This is a genomic window from Streptomyces sp. NPDC037271, from assembly GCF_055603605.1.
Map to the genome: position 1 here is coordinate 638,279 of NZ_JBVJVN010000001.1, position 15,425 is coordinate 653,703.

General features: G+C 75.1%; 9 protein-coding genes. All 9 read right to left on the reverse strand.

Annotation, left to right across the window (positions count from 1 at the left end; all coding sequences use genetic code 11):
• Positions 1 to 142 precede the first annotated feature (142 nt).
• The 9 genes from ACZ7G3_RS03010 to ACZ7G3_RS03050 all read right to left on the reverse strand — a co-directional run bounded on the left by ACZ7G3_RS03010 (position 143) and on the right by ACZ7G3_RS03050 (position 15,289).
• Positions 143 to 6,373: an SDR family NAD(P)-dependent oxidoreductase gene (locus ACZ7G3_RS03010; protein ID WP_470922975.1), complete on the reverse strand. Its 6,231-nt coding sequence runs from the start codon at positions 6,371 to 6,373 to the stop codon at positions 143 to 145.
• Positions 6,366 to 7,691 (reverse strand): FAD-dependent monooxygenase, encoded by a 1,326-nt coding sequence (locus tag ACZ7G3_RS03015; protein ID WP_470922976.1) that lies wholly within the window; start codon positions 7,689 to 7,691, stop codon positions 6,366 to 6,368. The genes ACZ7G3_RS03010 and ACZ7G3_RS03015 overlap by 8 nt, the downstream gene beginning before the upstream one ends.
• Positions 7,688 to 8,452 carry a 2-oxo acid dehydrogenase subunit E2 gene (locus ACZ7G3_RS03020; RefSeq protein WP_470922977.1) on the reverse strand — a complete coding sequence of 255 codons (765 nt, stop codon included), beginning with the start codon at positions 8,450 to 8,452 and terminating at the stop codon, positions 7,688 to 7,690. Before ACZ7G3_RS03020 ends, ACZ7G3_RS03015 begins: the two co-directional genes overlap by 4 nt.
• The gene (locus ACZ7G3_RS03025; RefSeq protein ID WP_426556532.1) at positions 8,449 to 8,721 is read right to left on the reverse strand and encodes an acyl carrier protein; all 273 of its coding nucleotides are present in this window, start codon (positions 8,719 to 8,721) and stop codon (positions 8,449 to 8,451) included. Before ACZ7G3_RS03025 ends, ACZ7G3_RS03020 begins: the two co-directional genes overlap by 4 nt.
• Entirely contained in the window at positions 8,711 to 10,606 is a 1,896-nt protein-coding gene (locus ACZ7G3_RS03030) for an HAD-IIIC family phosphatase (protein WP_470922978.1), read from the reverse strand. The genes ACZ7G3_RS03025 and ACZ7G3_RS03030 overlap by 11 nt, the downstream gene beginning before the upstream one ends.
• Complete coding sequence (locus ACZ7G3_RS03035) at positions 10,603 to 11,658, reverse strand: 3-oxoacyl-[acyl-carrier-protein] synthase III C-terminal domain-containing protein (protein ID WP_398135828.1); 1,056 nt, start codon at positions 11,656 to 11,658, stop codon at positions 10,603 to 10,605. The genes ACZ7G3_RS03030 and ACZ7G3_RS03035 overlap by 4 nt, the downstream gene beginning before the upstream one ends.
• Positions 11,655 to 11,915 carry an acyl carrier protein gene (locus ACZ7G3_RS03040; RefSeq protein WP_398135827.1) on the reverse strand — a complete coding sequence of 87 codons (261 nt, stop codon included), beginning with the start codon at positions 11,913 to 11,915 and terminating at the stop codon, positions 11,655 to 11,657. The genes ACZ7G3_RS03035 and ACZ7G3_RS03040 overlap by 4 nt, the downstream gene beginning before the upstream one ends.
• A 690-nt stretch (positions 11,916 to 12,605) precedes the next feature.
• Complete coding sequence (locus ACZ7G3_RS03045) at positions 12,606 to 13,517, reverse strand: 4'-phosphopantetheinyl transferase family protein (protein ID WP_470922979.1); 912 nt, start codon at positions 13,515 to 13,517, stop codon at positions 12,606 to 12,608.
• On the reverse strand, positions 13,514 to 15,289 hold the full coding sequence (locus ACZ7G3_RS03050; protein WP_470922980.1) for an acyl-CoA dehydrogenase family protein: 1,776 nt from the start codon (positions 15,287 to 15,289) through the stop codon (positions 13,514 to 13,516). Before ACZ7G3_RS03050 ends, ACZ7G3_RS03045 begins: the two co-directional genes overlap by 4 nt.
• Positions 15,290 to 15,425 lie beyond the last annotated feature (136 nt).

Consider the following 15,425-nt stretch of genomic DNA (forward strand, 5'->3'; position numbering starts at 1 on the left):
GAGCGCACCCACCAAAAACACCTCCCCGGTGGGGTGGGGAGGCGGGAAGGGGCCCCCCGCGAAACCACCCCCCCCCCCCCCCCCCCCCCCCCCCCACCCCCGCCCCCCCCCCCCCCCCCCCCCCCCCCCCCCCCGGCCGGCATCATTTCCGGGCGGGTTCGGCCGGGTCCGTCAGGCGCCCGGCGAGCATCGCGGCGAGCGCCGCGGTGCTCCCGTAGGTCCACAGGAGCGTGGGCGACAGCTTCATGCCGAACGCCGATTCCAGTCGGTTGCGCAGCTCCAGGCTCATCAGCGAGTCAAGCCCAAGGGACTTGAAGGGCGCTTCACGGTCGATGGAGCCGGCCTCGAGCCGCAGGACCCGGCCGGCGAGTTCGCGGACCTTGCCCTCGACCAGGGTCGGGCGTTCGGCGTCGTCCGCCCGGCGCACCCGGCCCAGGAACTCCTCGGCGCCGCCGGGCCCGCCGCCGTCCCGGGCGAGCAGGGCCATGACGCCCCAGCTGGGCTGGGCCGCGGTCTCCGGGTAGGCGTCGAACCAGTGCCGGGCGTCCAGCGGGACGTACGACACCACCCGGCCGGGTCCGTCCAGCAGGTGCGCGAGGGCCTGCCAGGCCTCCGCGGCGGTGAACCCGGACATGCCGTGGTCGGCGAGCCGGTCACCGCGGATCGCGTCGTCGGCGGCGAGGCCGATGTCGGCGAACGGACCCCACTGGACGGCGAGCGCGGGCCGCCCCCGCCGCCGCCTGGCCTCGGCCAGCGCGTCCATGAAGACGTTGCCCGCCGCGTACCCGGCCTGGCCGGGGTTGCCGACCAGGCCGGCCACCGAGGAGAACAGCACGAACAGGTCGAGCGGGTCGTCCCGGGTGAGCTCGTCCAGGTGGTGTGACCCGTCGACCTTCGGCCCCAGGACCCTCACCAGCTGATCGGCGGTCAGGTTGCCGATGACGGCGTCGTCGAGCACGCCCGCCGCGTGGAACACGCCGCGCAGCGGCGGCAGCTGGCCGCGTACGGCGTCCAGTGCCGTGGCCAGCGCCGCACGGTCGGCGACGTCGACGGCGAGCGTGGTGACCTCGGTGCCCCGCGTCCTGAGTTCCTCGATACGGCGTTCGGCGGCGGCACCGGGCCGGGAGCGGCCGAGCAGGACGACGGAGCGGGCGCCGCGGTCCGCGAGGAACTCCGTGAGGGACAGACCGAGCGCGCCCAGTCCGCCGGTGACGAGATAGGTGGCGTCGGGCCGCAGCCGGCCCGCGGGCAGCGGTTCCGGAGCGACGGAGGCGACCTGTCCGGGCCCGGTGAGCACGAGCTTGCCGGTGTGCTCGCCGCGGGCCATGGAACGCAGCACCTCGGCGGCGTCGGCGAACGGGTGCTCGGTGACCGGCAGCGGCGGCAGGGTGCCGTCGGTCACGCGCTGCCAGACCGCGTCCAGGATCCGCGCGAAGCGGGCCGGGCGGCGGGTGATCAGACCGGCCACGTCGACGGCCGCGAAGCTGGTGCCCTTGGCGAAGCTGCGCAGGCCGAGGGTGCGCGAGGCGTAGATGTCCCGCTTGCCGACCTCGATGAACCGGCCGTCCTCGGCGAGCACGGCCAGGCCCTGCTCGATCGCCGCACCCGCCAGCGAGTTGAGGACCACGTCCACGCCCCGCCCGCCGGTGATCCGCCGTACCTCGTCGGCCCAGGACAGGTCGCGGGAGTTCAGGACGTGCTCGATGCCCATCTCCCGCAGCGCCGCCCGCTTGGCCTCGGTGCCGGCCGTGGCGACGACGTGGGCGCCCAGGGCGCGGGCCACGCCGACCGCGGCCAGCCCCAGTCCGCCGGCCGCGGAGTGGATCAGCACGGTCTCCCCGGCCTCCAGCGCCGCCTTCTCCGCCAGGGAGTACCAGGCGGTGGCGGTGACCAGCGGCAGGGCGGCGGCCTGGGCGGGCGTCAGCTGCTCCGGAAGCGGCCTGACGTGCTCGGCGCGCGCCGTCAGGTGGGAGGCGAGGGCGCCGAAGCCGCAGGCCACCACCCGGTCGCCGACGGCGACCCCGGTCACTTCGGGGCCCACCGCGGTGACCGTGCCGGCGCACTCGCCGCCCAGCAGCCCGGCACCGGCCGAGTCGTCCGGGTAGGTGCCCATGGCCTTCATGACGTCGATGAAGTTGACGGCGGCCGCCTCGACCGCCACCTCGACCTGGCCGGCGGCGGGCGCGCTGCGGGCCAGCGGACGGAACGCCAGCCCCTCCCACAGTCCCGACGCGTCCGGGCGCAGCCGGAACGGCTGGGCCGCCCCCGTCCACGGCAGCCGTGCCGTGACCGGGTCCTCCTCCTCGCCGCGCACCAGCCGGCCCACCAGGCGCCGGTCGCCGCGCAGCACGGTCTGGTCCTCGGTGTCCGCGGACAGCAGCAGCGCGGTGAGCGGCCCGGTCCAGTCGCCGGCCGCGGCGCGCACGTCGACCAGCGACGCGGCGAGCTCGGGGTGTTCGCGGCGCAGCACCCGGCCGAAGCCCCAGTACAGCGCCGCCCCCGGGTCGGGTGACTCGTCGGCGGACACGCTCTGCGCCCCGTCGGTGACCACCACGGTCCGCGGCGGCACCGGCAGCGCGGTGGCCGCCCGGACCACGTCGGCGAGCCGGAGCAGTCCGGCCCGCTGGTCCGCGAGGCCACGCTCCGCGCCGGGCGCGAGGAAGACCAGCCCGTCCGGGGCGTCGCCCTCGCGCAGCCGGTCCGCCGCGTCCGGCCCGGCCGGCAGCACGGTGGCGGTGGCGCCCCGGGCGGTGAGCGCGGCGGCCAGCTCCGCGCCGGTGCCGGCGGCGTCGTACAGCACCCAGTGGCCGGTGCGCACGGCCGGCGCCGCCGGTGTGTCGTCGGCGGCCCGGAACTCCAGCCGGTGCAGCCGCGCCGGGTCCACCCGCCGCTCGTCGCCCGCCTCGATGGTCTGGAACCGCAGGCCCGTCATGCCCAGTACGGGCCGGCCCTCGTCGTCGTGGCAGACCAGGTCGAAGGTGTCGTCGCCGGTGCGGTGCGCGTGCGCCGAGACGGCCGTGACGACCGCGTCCCGGCCGAGCGCGAGGTCGACGCGGGCCACGGCGGTCGGCACGACGGTGGCGCCGCCCGGCACCAGGGCGAGGGTGACCTGGAGCGCGGCGTCCCACAGCGCGGGGTGCAGTTCGCCGGGGCGCACCCCGGCCAGGCAGGAGTCGGGCAGCCGTACGGTCCCGGCGGCCCGGTCGCCGGCCACGCGCAGTGCGGTCACGCCGCGGAAGGCGGGCCCGTAGTTCAGTCCGCGGGCGGCGCAGTCGGCGTAGAAGGCCTCGGCCTCCAGTTCCCGGGCGTCCTCCGGCAGTCCGGGCGGGACCGGCAGGTCCTGGCCGCCGGCGCCCACGCGGGCGGTGGCGTGCCGGGTCCAGGTGTCCGCGCCCTCGGGCAGCGAGGTGAGGGTGAAGCCCGCCGAGTCGGCGCCGTCCTCGCGCCACAGGGCGCCGACGCGCACCGGCTCGTCGGTGAGCGTCAGATCGCTGCGGAACCGGACGGAGTGCAGGGCCTCGGGGTTCTGTCCGGTGCGGGCCCGGGCGGCGGCCACCGCCAGCGCCAGCATCGCCGCGCCGGGCAGCACCACGGCGTCGTACACCCGGTGGTCGCGCAGCCAGGGCAGGTCGTGCAAGGACAGTTCGGTACGGCCCTCGTGGACGTCCTGCTCGGTGGCGGACGGGGTGAACGCGAAGGCCAGGCCACCGCCCGGCGCCGTGCTGCGCCGGGGCACGTCGGGCAGCCAGAAACGGGACCGCTGCCACGGGTACGGCGGCACGGCCGCCCCCGGCCGGGCGGGCAGCGCACCGAACGGAGCCAGGCCCTCCGTGTAGGCGCGGCCCAGCGCGCGGGTGAAGTCGGTGAGCGCGCCCTCCTCGCGGCGCAGACTGGGCAGCACCGCCACGGGTGTCTCACGGGCGGCCGCCAGCTGCTCCACGGCCGGCGTCAGCACGGGGTGCGGGCTGATCTCCACGACGTGGGTGACGCCGGCGTCCAGCAGAGCGGACAGGGCGTCCGCGAACATCACCGGCCGGCGCAGGTTGGCGGCCCAGTAGGCGGCGTCCAGTTCCTCGCCGCCGACCTCCCGGCCGACCACCGTGGACATCATCGGCACGGCGCCGCGGCGGGGCCGCACGGGCGCCAGCACCTCGACCAGCTCGTCGGTGAGCTCGTCCATGTGGTGGCAGTGCGAGGCGTAGTCGACGTTGACCAGACGGCAGAACGTGCCGTCCGCCTCCAGCAGTTCCCGCAGCATCAGCACCGCGTCCGTGTCGCCCGACAGCACGCAGGAGGACGGGCCGTTGTTCACGGCCAGGGACACGCTGTCCTCGAAGCCCTCCAGGGCCTTCTCGGCCTCCGCCACCCCGAGGTCGACGGCGAGCATCCGCCCCCGGCCCGCGGTGCGCTTGGCGAGCCGGCTGCGCAGCGCGATGATCCGCGCCCCGTCCTCGTAGGACAGGTGCCCGGCGATGGTCGCGGCCGTCACCTCGCCCTGGCTGTGCCCGACCACGACGTCCGGTGCGACGCCGGCCGCCCGCCACAGCTCGGCGATGCCCAGGGACATCGCCCACAGGGTCGGCTGGAGCATCTCGACGTGCTCCAGCCAGTCGTCGCCCGCCGTGCCGGAGACGATGGCCTCCAGGTCCCACGGGAAGTGCGGGTCCAGCGCCCGGGCGCAGCGCCGGATCACCTGCGCGAACAGCGGGGACTCGGCGTACAGCCGCCGGCCCATGCCGGCCCACTGCGAGCCCTGCCCGGGCAGCACGAAGGCGACCCGGCCGCGCTCCCTGGCCCGGCCGGTGACCACCCCCGGGATCTCCGCGCCGGGGTCGGCGGCGAACAGGCCCAGCCGGTCCCGCAGTCCGGCCACGTCCGAGGCGGTGACGGCGGCGCGCGCCGGGAAGTGGTCGCGCTCGTTGCCGAGCGTCCCGGCCAGGCGTACGACACCGTCGGCGTCCTCGGGCAGCGCGGCGAGCACGTCCTCGGCGCGGCGGCGCAGCGCGGCGTCGTTGTGCGCGGTCAGCGGCAGCAGCAGCGCGCCGGGCGCGGGCACCGAGGGGGGCTCGTGCACGGGCGGGGTGCGCAGCACCACGTGGGCGTTGGTGCCGCCCCAGCCGAAGGAGTTGACGCCCGCGTACAGGGTGCCGTCGGCCGGCAGGTCGACCGGCTCGGTGGCGACCTTCAGGTTGTGCTCGGCGAACGGGATCTTCGGGTTGGGTTCCTCGGCGTGCAGGCTGCGCGGGATGTGCCGGTGCCGCAGCGCCAGCACGGTCTTGACCAGCCCGGCCAGTCCGGCGGCCGCCTCCAGGTGACCGATGTTGCTCTTGGCGGAGCCGATGAGCAGCGGTCCGGAGCCGGCGGGGCGGGCCCGGCCCAGGGCGCTGCCCAGCGCCTCGGTCTCGATCGGGTCGCCGCGCAGGGTGCCGGTGCCGTGCGCCTCGACGTAGGCGAGCCGGTCCAGGGGGACGCCCGCCCGCTCGTACACCCCGCGCAGGAGGTCCGCCTGCGCCTCGATGTTGGGGGAGACCAGGCTGTGCCCGCCGCCGTCGTTGTTGACGGCGCTGTCCACGATGACGCCGTGGACGCGGTCGCCGTCGGCGATCGCCCGGTCCAGCCGCTTGAGCCAGACCCCGACCGCGCCCTCGCCGCGCACGAACCCGTTGGCCCGGGCGGAGAACGCCCGGCAGTGGCCGTCGGGCGACAGGCCGCCGAAGTGGGTCAGCCCGATGGAGTTGTCGGGCGCCAGGATCAGGTTGACGCCGCCGACGAAGGCGCCGTCGAGGTCGCCGGAGCGCAGCGCGCCCGCGGCCAGGTCCAGCGCGACCAGGCCCGAGGAGCAGCCCGTCTCCACGACCATGCTGGGGCCCCGCAGCCCGAGGAAGTACGAGATGCGGGCCGCGATGATGTCCAGGGCGCTGCCGACGGCGGTGTGCTGGGTGGTCGGGACCCCCCGCTCCTTGCGGTTGGTCTGGTAGTCGTGCCACAGCGCGCCCACGTACACGCCGGTGCGGCTGCCGCGGACGGCGGCGGCCGGCACGCCGGCGTGCTCCAGGGTCAGCCAGCCGATCTCCAGCATCAGCCGCTGCTGCGGATCGAGGTCCTCCGCCTCGCGCGGCGAGATGCCGAAGAACCCCGGGTCGAACTGGTCGACGTCGTCCAGGAGCGCGGCCACCGAGGGGATCTTCCGGGCCGGGTCGAGCTGCGCGGAGGTGTCCCAGCGCTCCGGCGGCACCGGACGCACCGCCTCCGCGCCGTCGGTCAGCAGCCGCCAGTACGCGTCGATGTCCGGTGCGCCCGGGAAACGGCCCGCCATGCCGATCACCGCGATCGGCACCGGCCGGCCTGCGGCGGACGGGGACTCGTCAGTCATGCGTGCTCACCTCGAAGGGGCTCGGGTCGGCGGCGTCGACCGCGCGCGGCCCGCCGGTGCGGGCGAGGGCCAGGTCGGCGTCGTCGATGGCGTGCTGGGCGTTGATGACCTTGTTGAAGACCCGGTACTTGCCGGGGAACGCGTTGAGCAGGCGGAAGCGGAGCCGGCGCAGCCGCACCCCGCGCGGGTCGCCGACCGCGAGCGCGGCCTCCTGCATCCGCTGGAAGCGGGTGACGTGCGTCTTGTGCGCGCGCCGCGCCGCCACGAAGTCGGCCAGCTCGGCCCGGGTGACGACACGCTCCGGGCCGCCGCGGGCGAGGGCGCGGGACAGCACCGGGACCAGCGTGATCGAGTCCTGCATGGCGAGGTTGACCCCCTGGCCGAGGATCGGCGTCGCGGTGTGCGAGGCGTCCCCGATCAGCAGCAGGCCGTCGCGCGCCCACTGCTCCATCTCCGCGGTGAAGATCTCCAGGAAGCCGGTGTCGTCCCAGGACCGCAGGTGCTCGTCGACGAGCGGCGCGAGCTGCGGGGAGATCCGCATGATGCCCTGCTTGAAGGCGTCGAAGCCGGCGGCGCGCAGCTCGCCCAGCCCCCGCTTGGGCAGGTTGTGGCCGACGCGCAGCGTGTCCGGGAAGGTCGGCAGGATCACCAGGTGCTTGTCCCGCTCGACGACGAGCTGGGCGGCGCTGCCCCACTCCGGCGGCCGGGGCAGCTTGAACGACAGGAAGTCGCGGGCCATCGGCTGGATGTGGGCGGCCAGTTTGGACGCCTTGCGGACCTTGGAGAAGCGTCCGTCGGCGCCGATCACGATCCGGGCGCGCACCGGCACCCGCTCCTCGCGGCCCCGGCCCAGGACCGCACCGCGTATCTCACCGCCCTCCTCGATGAGCGAGGAGAAGCTCCAGCCCTTCAGGTAGACGTAGCCCTGGAGGTCCTCCGCGGCCCGGTTGAAGATGCGGATCAGGGAGGGCTGCGGAATGTCGATGGGCAGCGGCTGGTCCTTGAACCGGCGGTAGTCGACGTGCAGCACCGGGCGGCCCTCGGCGACCGTGGTGACCGAGGTGGTCTCCAGGAAGCCGTGCGCGCGCAGGGCCGGGCCGAAGCCCAGCCGGTTCAGCGAGGTCACCGACGGCGCGGCGATGGTCTCCCCGCGGAAGCTGCGCTCCAGGTCGGTCTGCTTCTCCACCAGGACGGTACGGATGCCGCGGCGGGCCAGCAGGGTGGCGAGCAGGGAGCCGGCCGGGCCGCCCCCGATGACGAGGACGTCGGTCTCGGCCGGCGCGCGGCCGGCCACGGACGGGTTGGTGTGATCGGTCATGCCGGCTCCCAGTTCTCCAGCCGGCGCTTCACGCCGGCGAGGATTTCGGCGGCCATCGCGCCGTCGATGACGCGGTGGTCGAAGACGAGCGAGAGGGTCAGGACGGGCGCGACGACCACGCTGCCCGCACGTACGGTGGCGGCGTCGGCGATGTGGCCGACGCCGAACCCGAGCGTCCCGGAGATCAGCGGCAGGATCGCCCCGACCGGCTCGTGGCCGATCGAGGTGACCGCGAAGGTGCCCTGCAGCAGGGCCCGCCGCCCCGGGTCGCGGGACATGACCCGGTACAGCAGCCGGAACACCGGCAGCGGCAGCCGCTGGAGCCGGCGCACCCGCGCGAAGGGCCCGTCCGGATCCTCCACCCGGGCCTTCTTGTAGACGTCGATGGTGCTCTGCACCCCGTGCACGTCCTTGTCCTGGACGTCCGGCACCGTGCCGGAGACCACGCAGCGCTGCCCGTCGACGGTCTTGTCGAACAGCACCTTGGCGTGCACCGACGGCGACACGCTGAGCCGCGGCGCACGGCCGCCGCGGAACACGGCGCGGGCCTCGGGGTACTTGTCGAGAACGTCGGCGGCGGCCTTCACGACGTAACTGACGTAGGAGGCGGGCCGCTCGGCCGCGGCCCGCGCGGCCCGCAGCGCGGTGGCGTCCACGTCCGCCATGAGGTACACGTGCGCGGTGCGGCGCGCCTCCTCCAGGAAGATGTACGTCCCCCGCCGCGCCGCGGGCAGCGGGACGGTGGCCATCGGGGTGCTCACGGCGCCTGCCCCCCGGCGGCGGCCACCACCGCGCCGATGTCGCCCGCGGTCTCGGCCGCGGCGAACCGCTCGTAGTCGAGCGGGGCACCGGTCTCGCGCTCCAGGGCGACCAGGACGCGCAGCGCGTTGACGGAGTCCCAGCCCTCGACGGCGGACAGCGGGGTGTCCGGGCCGAGCGCGTCCTCGTCGGCGTCCAGCAGCCGGGCGATGGTCTCGACGACCGTCCGCTCGGCCGTGTCCAGGGCGGATGCTGTTCCCTCAGGGGGCATGGAAGGTCCCTTCGCCGGGGCCGATGCGCACCCATGCGGGCAGCTCGGCGAGTTGGGTGAGGTCGTGCCGGAAGTCGCCGCCCTGGCCGGTGAAGCCGAGCGAGGGGTAGAACTCCGCGAACCGCGCGTTCTTCGCCGTCGGTACGTGCCGCCCGCGCACGGCGGGGGCGCCCGCCTCCCGCGCGGCCCGCAGGACGAGCCCGACGACCGCGTCCTCCACGGACCGGGAGAACACCCGGCAGGAGAGCACGAAGTTCTCGATCAGCCAGGCGCCGTCCGGTTCGCGGACCAGGGTCAGCGCGGCGGCCAGGCCGTTGTCGCCGAACGCGTCGGTGACCCGGACGCCGTAGCAGCCGGCCGAGCCGTCCGCCACCGCCCGGGCCAGCTCGTCCGCGCCGTAGCGGATGCCGGTCAGGTTGAACTGGTTGGTCTTGCCGAAGAGCTGGGCGATCCGCGCGGCGTTGAGCGGGCCGTGGGCCTCCACCGTGATCGCGGTGTCCAGCTCGCGCAGGTAGTCCTCGACGTCGGTGACCGTCTCGCGCAGCCGCTCCCGCTCGGCGCGGGCCCGGTACATCGCCCCGCGGTCGCGGTCCTCCTCGGTCAGCCGCAGCTGGTTGAACCGGCCGGAGGCGGCGAGCGCGGAGGCGTAACCGGCCGGGTCGGCCGGCAGGTCCACCACGGTCACCTCGGGCCGCTGCCGGGCCATCAGGCCGCGCTCGGCCGGGTTGTCGTCGACGAAGACCATCGCGTCGGTCCCGATGTTCAGCTCGGCGGCGATGTCCGCGACGTTGCCCGGCTTGGGGTCCCAGTTGGCGCGGAACGCGGCGAAGTCCCCGGTGCGCAGCACCATCTCGGGGTGCGTGCCGATCGCCTCGCGGGCCACGGCGTCGTCGTTCTTGGAGCACACGGCGAGCAGCACGCCCTGCCGCGACAGGTCCTTGGCCAGGCGCTGCAGCTCGCTGTGGGCCGACCCGGGGAACGCCCCGCCGATCTTCAGCGCGCCCACGCCGTCGTCACCGACGACGCCACCCCACAGGGTGTGGTCCAGGTCGAGCACGAGGCACTTGGCGGCCCGGCCCAGCCGGGCCAGCACCACGCGGGCGACCTCGCGGGCGTAGGCGTCCAGGAATTCCGGGCCGTAGGCGTGCGAGGCGATGTGCCGCATGCGGTCGGTGGCCGCCCACCGGGCGCCGGCCCGTTCGGCGAGCGCGTCCGCGGACAGCACCACGGTGCCCGGGCGTCCGGCGAGGTCGAGCACGGCCGCGTTCATGCGCTGCCAGGCCGCCTCGACGCGCGCCCGGGTGGCGTAGTCGACGAACCGGTCGCGCCGGGCGGCGCCCAACGGCACGGTGTTCAGCACCGCGAGGGTGCCGAGATGACGCTCGTACGCCTGGAGCCAGGACGCCAGTTCGGCGGGGAACGCGGCACAGCGCGCCACCACCTCGTCGGCGTCCAGCGGGTCGGTGACCTTCTCGAAGACGGCGGTGTCGTCCAGGAGGCAGGCGGTGACGGCCGGCCGGTGCTCCCGCAGCGTCGGAGCCCCGGCCAGGATCTCCATCCGCCACTGGTTGAAGCCGGTGGCCGCCGTGTCGGGCTGGACGCCCTCGGCCAGCAGCGCGGCCGTCAGCAGCGGCGGTACGGGGTCGGCGGTGGAGGAGCCGAGCAGCGCCAGCGGTACGGGGGTGAACGCGCCGGACTCCGCGAGCGCGGTGCGGGCCGCCCGGCCGTCGAGCAGCGCGCCGGCCGCCTCCCGGTCGAGGGGGTCGCCGAGGGCGGCGAGGACCGCGCGCACCCGGGGGGCCGAGCCGCCGAGTTCCCCGGCGCGCTTCAGGGCCCGCAGTTCGGTCAGGCCGCCGGTGGCCGGCCGGGCGGGGGCCGTGGTCATCGCACGGCTCCGTTCCGGTGGCGCAGGGCCAGGCCCGACAGGATCCACTTGGAGGACTCGACGTTCGCCACCAGCAGCCGGCCGCCGGTCCCGAGGCCGGAGCGGATGCGCTGCATGGCCCGGTTGAGCTGGACGAAGGGCACGGCGTTGCCGTTGTTGCCGGTGTCCGCCACGCAGTTGACGGCCTGTTCGGGCCGCACGCCCAGGCGCTTGCGGATGCCGTCGGTCATCACGCCGTTGAGCTGGGGCAGCAGCACGTGCTCGACCTCGTCCAGCCGCCAGCCGGTCTCGGCCGCCAGCTCCTTGAAGATGGTCTCGGCGTGCTCCGGCACGTGGTGCTCGATGGCCTTGTAGTCCTCCTCGCCCCACGGTTCGCGCACCGGGCCGTCGGGCCCGTCCGTCACCGGCGCGCCCTCGGTGCCGAACCAGCGGGCGACCTGCGCGGGCGAGCGGCCCATGCCGGTGGTGCGCAGGAAGAGGTGCTCGACCAGCAGCCCCGGCCCGTCCGGGTCGGCGTCGACCACGACCGCGCCGGCGCCGTCCCCGAACAGGGCGAAGTTGATCAGCTCGGCCGGTGACATGCCGGCGATCTCGCCGCTGGAGGGGAACAGCTTCAGACAGGTGTCGGCGCCGATGACCAGCCCCCGGCGCAGTCCGGAGGCCAGCAGCGCGCGGGCGGTGTAGAGGCCGGTGAGGGCACCGGCGCAACCCGACATCAGCTGGAAGGTGGGCACGTCGTTGAGGCCGATGCGGTCGGCGACCAGGTTCACGGTGGCCGGCATCAGGTGGTCGGGGGAGGCGGTGGTGAGCACCAGGAAGTCGAGGGACGCCACGTCGGTGCCGGCGTCGGCGAGCGCGGCGGTGGCCGCGGCCACCGCGAGGTCGGAGGTGCTCTTGGGGACGGAGGGCGGGGAGTCCGTCCGGCAGAAGTACCGGGAGCGGTTCCCGGTCATCATGTCCAGCCACTTCTCGTGCAGGCCGAAGCGCTCGGCCATGTCGCGGTTGGTGACCGGCTCGCCGGGGAGGACCTCGCTGAATCCGCTGAGCCTCATGCCGCCACCTCCGCGAGGACGGTGTTGACCAGGTCGAGCAGGGCGCGCGGTGTGTCCGCGGCGGCGATCCGGTCCCGGTCCAGCTCCACGCCGTACTCCCGCTGGATGCGGCCGGTGGTCTGGAGCAGCATCAACGAGTCGCACTCCAGGTCCTCGAAGACGACGTCGAGGGCCCGGGTGTCGATGACGCTCGCGGACCCGTGGTCCTGGAACTCGAGCATGATCGCGCCGAGTTCCCGGAGGGTGAGTTGTGCCATGGTCGGTTACCCCTTCGCAGGCGGCGGTTCGTCCGTTCGGCGTGGTCGGGTCGTGCCGGCGAGGCCCTGTCGTCCGTACCGCTCCTACGGCGGTCCGGTGGGCCTGGTGGCCCGGTGGGCCCGGCGGCGCGTGGTGCGGGGCGAGCGCCGGATGCCGGGATGCTTCTCGCGGAGCACCTGCGCGCGCGGTGGGAAGTGACGAGTGCGGTCCGGACACGGTCCAGGGGCCGGGACAGCGGGCTTGTGGCCTCTGTCCCGGCCCGGGCGCCTCCGATGGACGCCGCCCCAGGTCCCGAAGCGGTCTCATCGGCGAGTCCACAGTGGCGGTGGGGGCTTGACACGACCTCGAGCCGGGGTGGAAGGGGCGGGGCCGTCGGGCGGTCCGGCCCGACGGAGCGGCTTCCCTGCCGCGGACGGCGCGCGCGGGAGCCGCCGGGGCGGGGGGAAGGGGCACGCCGACGGTGTCCCGGGCAGCCGTTGCCGTACGGGAGGCTGCCCTCGCCGGCACCCTCGCCGGCACCCTCGCCGGCACCCTCGCCGGCACCCTCGCCGGCACCGCTGCCGGCTTCGCCCGGTTCCGCGCCGGGGCCGACGCCGTACGGCTCGGGCCTCGGCGGGGCCACCGTGCACGGAACCGGCCCCGTGCTGCCCTGGCGGGCGTCACGGGGCCGTCCGGGCGCGTGGTGCGGCTCAGCGGTCCAGGGAGCCGATGGCCGCCAGGATCTGACGGTTCAGGGCAGTGCCGGCGCGGGTGTCCGGCTGGTCCGAGCGCCGGGTGTCCTGCAGGGCGAGGGCCGCGAGATGGCCCGTGGGCAGGTCGAACGTGGCGAACCGCCAGGTGTCGTCGGTGACGGGCGTACCGTCGGACCGTTCGAGCAGGATCGTTTCGGCGGCCGTGGTCCCGTCGGTCCCCGCCGGTCCCGCCACCGATCCCGCCACCGGTCCCGTTCCCTCCCCCGCGTCCCCGCCCGTGCGGAACCCGAACTCGGTGAACGGGAACCTCAGTCCCTGCCCCAGGGCCTTGCTGTACGCCTCCTTCAGCGTCCACAACGACAGCAGCATCCCGTTGCGCTCCTCGTCCGCCGTCGCGGCCAGCCGCAGCCGTTCCGGGGCCGTGCACATCAGGGTCTCCACGTCCCGTCCGCTCAACCGCCGCTTGAGCGGCTCGGCGTCGATCCCGATCAGCCCCAGCGAGGTGATCCCGCACATCAGCAGGTCGCCGGTGTGGCTCAGGCTCACGTCGATCTGGTCGTGACCGCGCAGGTGCACCCGCCCGTTGAGCCCGTAGCTCAGCTCCAGGGAGTTCGCCTCCGTGCCCAGCGCCACCGCCGCGCTGTGCCGGATCAGCAGCCGGGTGGCCAGGAACCGGTCACGCAGCTGCTCGCCGTTCAGCTTGCTGTAGCGCGCCCAGTCCCGCCCGAGCAGGAAACGGCGTTCCGCCTCCGGCGGCAGCAGTGGGCGCCAGTCGGCGAGCGAGGCGTACACCAGGCCCACGCCCGAGGTGTCCAGGTCGTGCAGGAGCCGGGCCCAGGGCCCGGAGGGCCCGTCGACCCGGCTCGGCGGGGGCAGGGGCGGCCGGCGGCCGCCACGCAGCGGGCTCATCCCGCGCACCCGGAGCGCAGCAGGTCCAGGCTGTGCGGGACACGGACCCGCTCCAGCACCTCGTCGCACAACTGGCCCTCGATCGAGCGGGGCAGCGCCGGCACGGACCTGCCCACCCGGCGCAGCAGCCGGTGCAGGGCGAGCGCCGCCCACGCCGGGTCGGTGAGGAAGGCGGAGCCGCCCGCGCCCGCGTTCAGCCACACGCCGACGCAGGCCGCCGCGGCCAGCACCAGCGCGTACCGCTCGCTGAGCGGGAAGCTGTGCGTGTCCAGCAGTAAACCGCCCGCGGAGCCGGTGAGCCTGCCCGCCTCCTCCCGGATCTCGGCCGCCTCGGCGCACAGCCCGGCGACCAGCTCCCGCATCAGGTCCGCGTGGTCCTGCCCGGTGAGCGCGTCGGGCAGCCGGAGCGCGGCGTGGGCGAGGTAGTCGATCAGTCCGTCGCCGCCGCCGAACACGGCGAGCCGCTCGCCGTCCATGGGCGGCAGCGGCACCTCGAGCCGGAACAGATCGGCGGGGGTCGGGGCCGCGGCGGGCGCGCCGGGCGCCAGCGCCGGCAGGTAGGGCGCGATCACCGACTGGCAGATGGCGCTGCTGACGTGCCCGAACGTGATCGTGGACAGGTCCCGCAGGTGCTTGCGGAAGACGGCGTTGTGGCCCTGGTCGGCGTGGAACGCGTCGCCCATCACGGCCGACAGGTCGTACAGGGCCTCGCTGACGATCTTGGGCACGATGTACTTGGTGACCGCCGTGAGCACGTCGCACTGGTCGGGCAGCAGATGCACCGAACGGCTCGCCGTCAGCGAGAGGCAGTCGGCGACCAGCAGGTCGACGAAGGTCCCGGCGATCGCCGAACGGGTCGACGCGTCCCCGGCCGGCCCGCCGAACTCCCGCTCCTGCGCGGCGCGTACGGCGGCCCGCAGCGCGGTGTCGGCGAGCCCGACGGTCATGGACGGGAAGACGGCGTGCACGGCGGGGTAGGCGCGCAGGCTCAGCGCGACACCGTCGCCCCAGGTGCCGACCAGCGACTCGCCCGGCAACGGGCAGTCGACGAACTCCAGGCCGGCCGCCTGCACGCCCCGTACCCCGGTCGTCCGGTGCCGGCCGAGGGCGCGCACGCGCGAGGGCGGCACCATGGCCGGGTCGAACATCAGGATCGAGTAGTCGGTGTCCCCGTCGCCGGTGCGCACGAAGCCGATGACGAGCTCCGCCGTGTGCGCGTTGTTGATGGCGTTCTTGCGGCCGTTGAGCCGCAGCATGCCGTCGTCGCTCCAGGCGGCGGTGTACTCCTGGGAGTGGAACGCGCTCTCGTGCTCGAAGCGCTGGCAGGCCACTCCCACCGTGCCGCCCCGCAGGATCACCGAGGCCATCCGGCCGCACTGGCGCGCGTCGCCGTTCAGCCAGACCATCTGGGCGCCCAGGAACGGGGTGAAGCCGTGGCTGAAGGCCAGGGCCGGGTCGCGGCGGAAGACCGGCCGCATCACCAGGCCGAGCAGGTCGGCGCCGGCCATCCGCCCGCCGAGCGACTCGGGTACCAGTTCGGCGGGCAGACCGAGGCTCTGGAACCGCCGGACGCCGACCGCCGAGGTCTGTCCCGACCGGTCCGCCTCCAGGACCGCGTCGAACCCCATCGGGTTGTCGGGGTGCCACGGATCGCCCAGGCCGTCCTCGATCTCGTCGAGGCGCGCACGGAGCCGGGTCAGCCGGTCGGGCCGCCATTGTGAGTCGCCGCCGGTGACGGCGGCGATGATGTCGTCGTGTTCCTGCATGGTCACCCCAGGGCGGTCGCGTAGGACAGTCCTTCGCACGGTGACCCCATGGGCTGGAGACGCCCTCGACCGGGAGTCGAGGCGGCGTTCCGGGCCGGTTGCCGACGGGCATCGGAGGCATCGGTGGGGCCGGGGACGGCGA

What these genes read in the sequence shown, in the direction of transcription:
- ACZ7G3_RS03010 (WP_470922975.1), bottom strand. Translation starts at nt 6,373, where the DNA reads ATGACTGACGAGTCCCCGTCCGCCGCAGGCCGGCCGGTGCCGATCGCG.
- ACZ7G3_RS03030 (WP_470922978.1), bottom strand. Translation starts at nt 10,606, where the DNA reads ATGACCACGGCCCCCGCCCGGCCGGCCACCGGCGGCCTGACCGAACTG.
- ACZ7G3_RS03025 (WP_426556532.1), bottom strand. Translation starts at nt 8,721, where the DNA reads ATGCCCCCTGAGGGAACAGCATCCGCCCTGGACACGGCCGAGCGGACG.
- ACZ7G3_RS03035 (WP_398135828.1), bottom strand. Translation starts at nt 11,658, where the DNA reads ATGAGGCTCAGCGGATTCAGCGAGGTCCTCCCCGGCGAGCCGGTCACC.
- ACZ7G3_RS03045 (WP_470922979.1), bottom strand. Translation starts at nt 13,517, where the DNA reads ATGAGCCCGCTGCGTGGCGGCCGCCGGCCGCCCCTGCCCCCGCCGAGC.
- ACZ7G3_RS03040 (WP_398135827.1), bottom strand. Translation starts at nt 11,915, where the DNA reads ATGGCACAACTCACCCTCCGGGAACTCGGCGCGATCATGCTCGAGTTC.
- ACZ7G3_RS03015 (WP_470922976.1), bottom strand. Translation starts at nt 7,691, where the DNA reads ATGACCGATCACACCAACCCGTCCGTGGCCGGCCGCGCGCCGGCCGAG.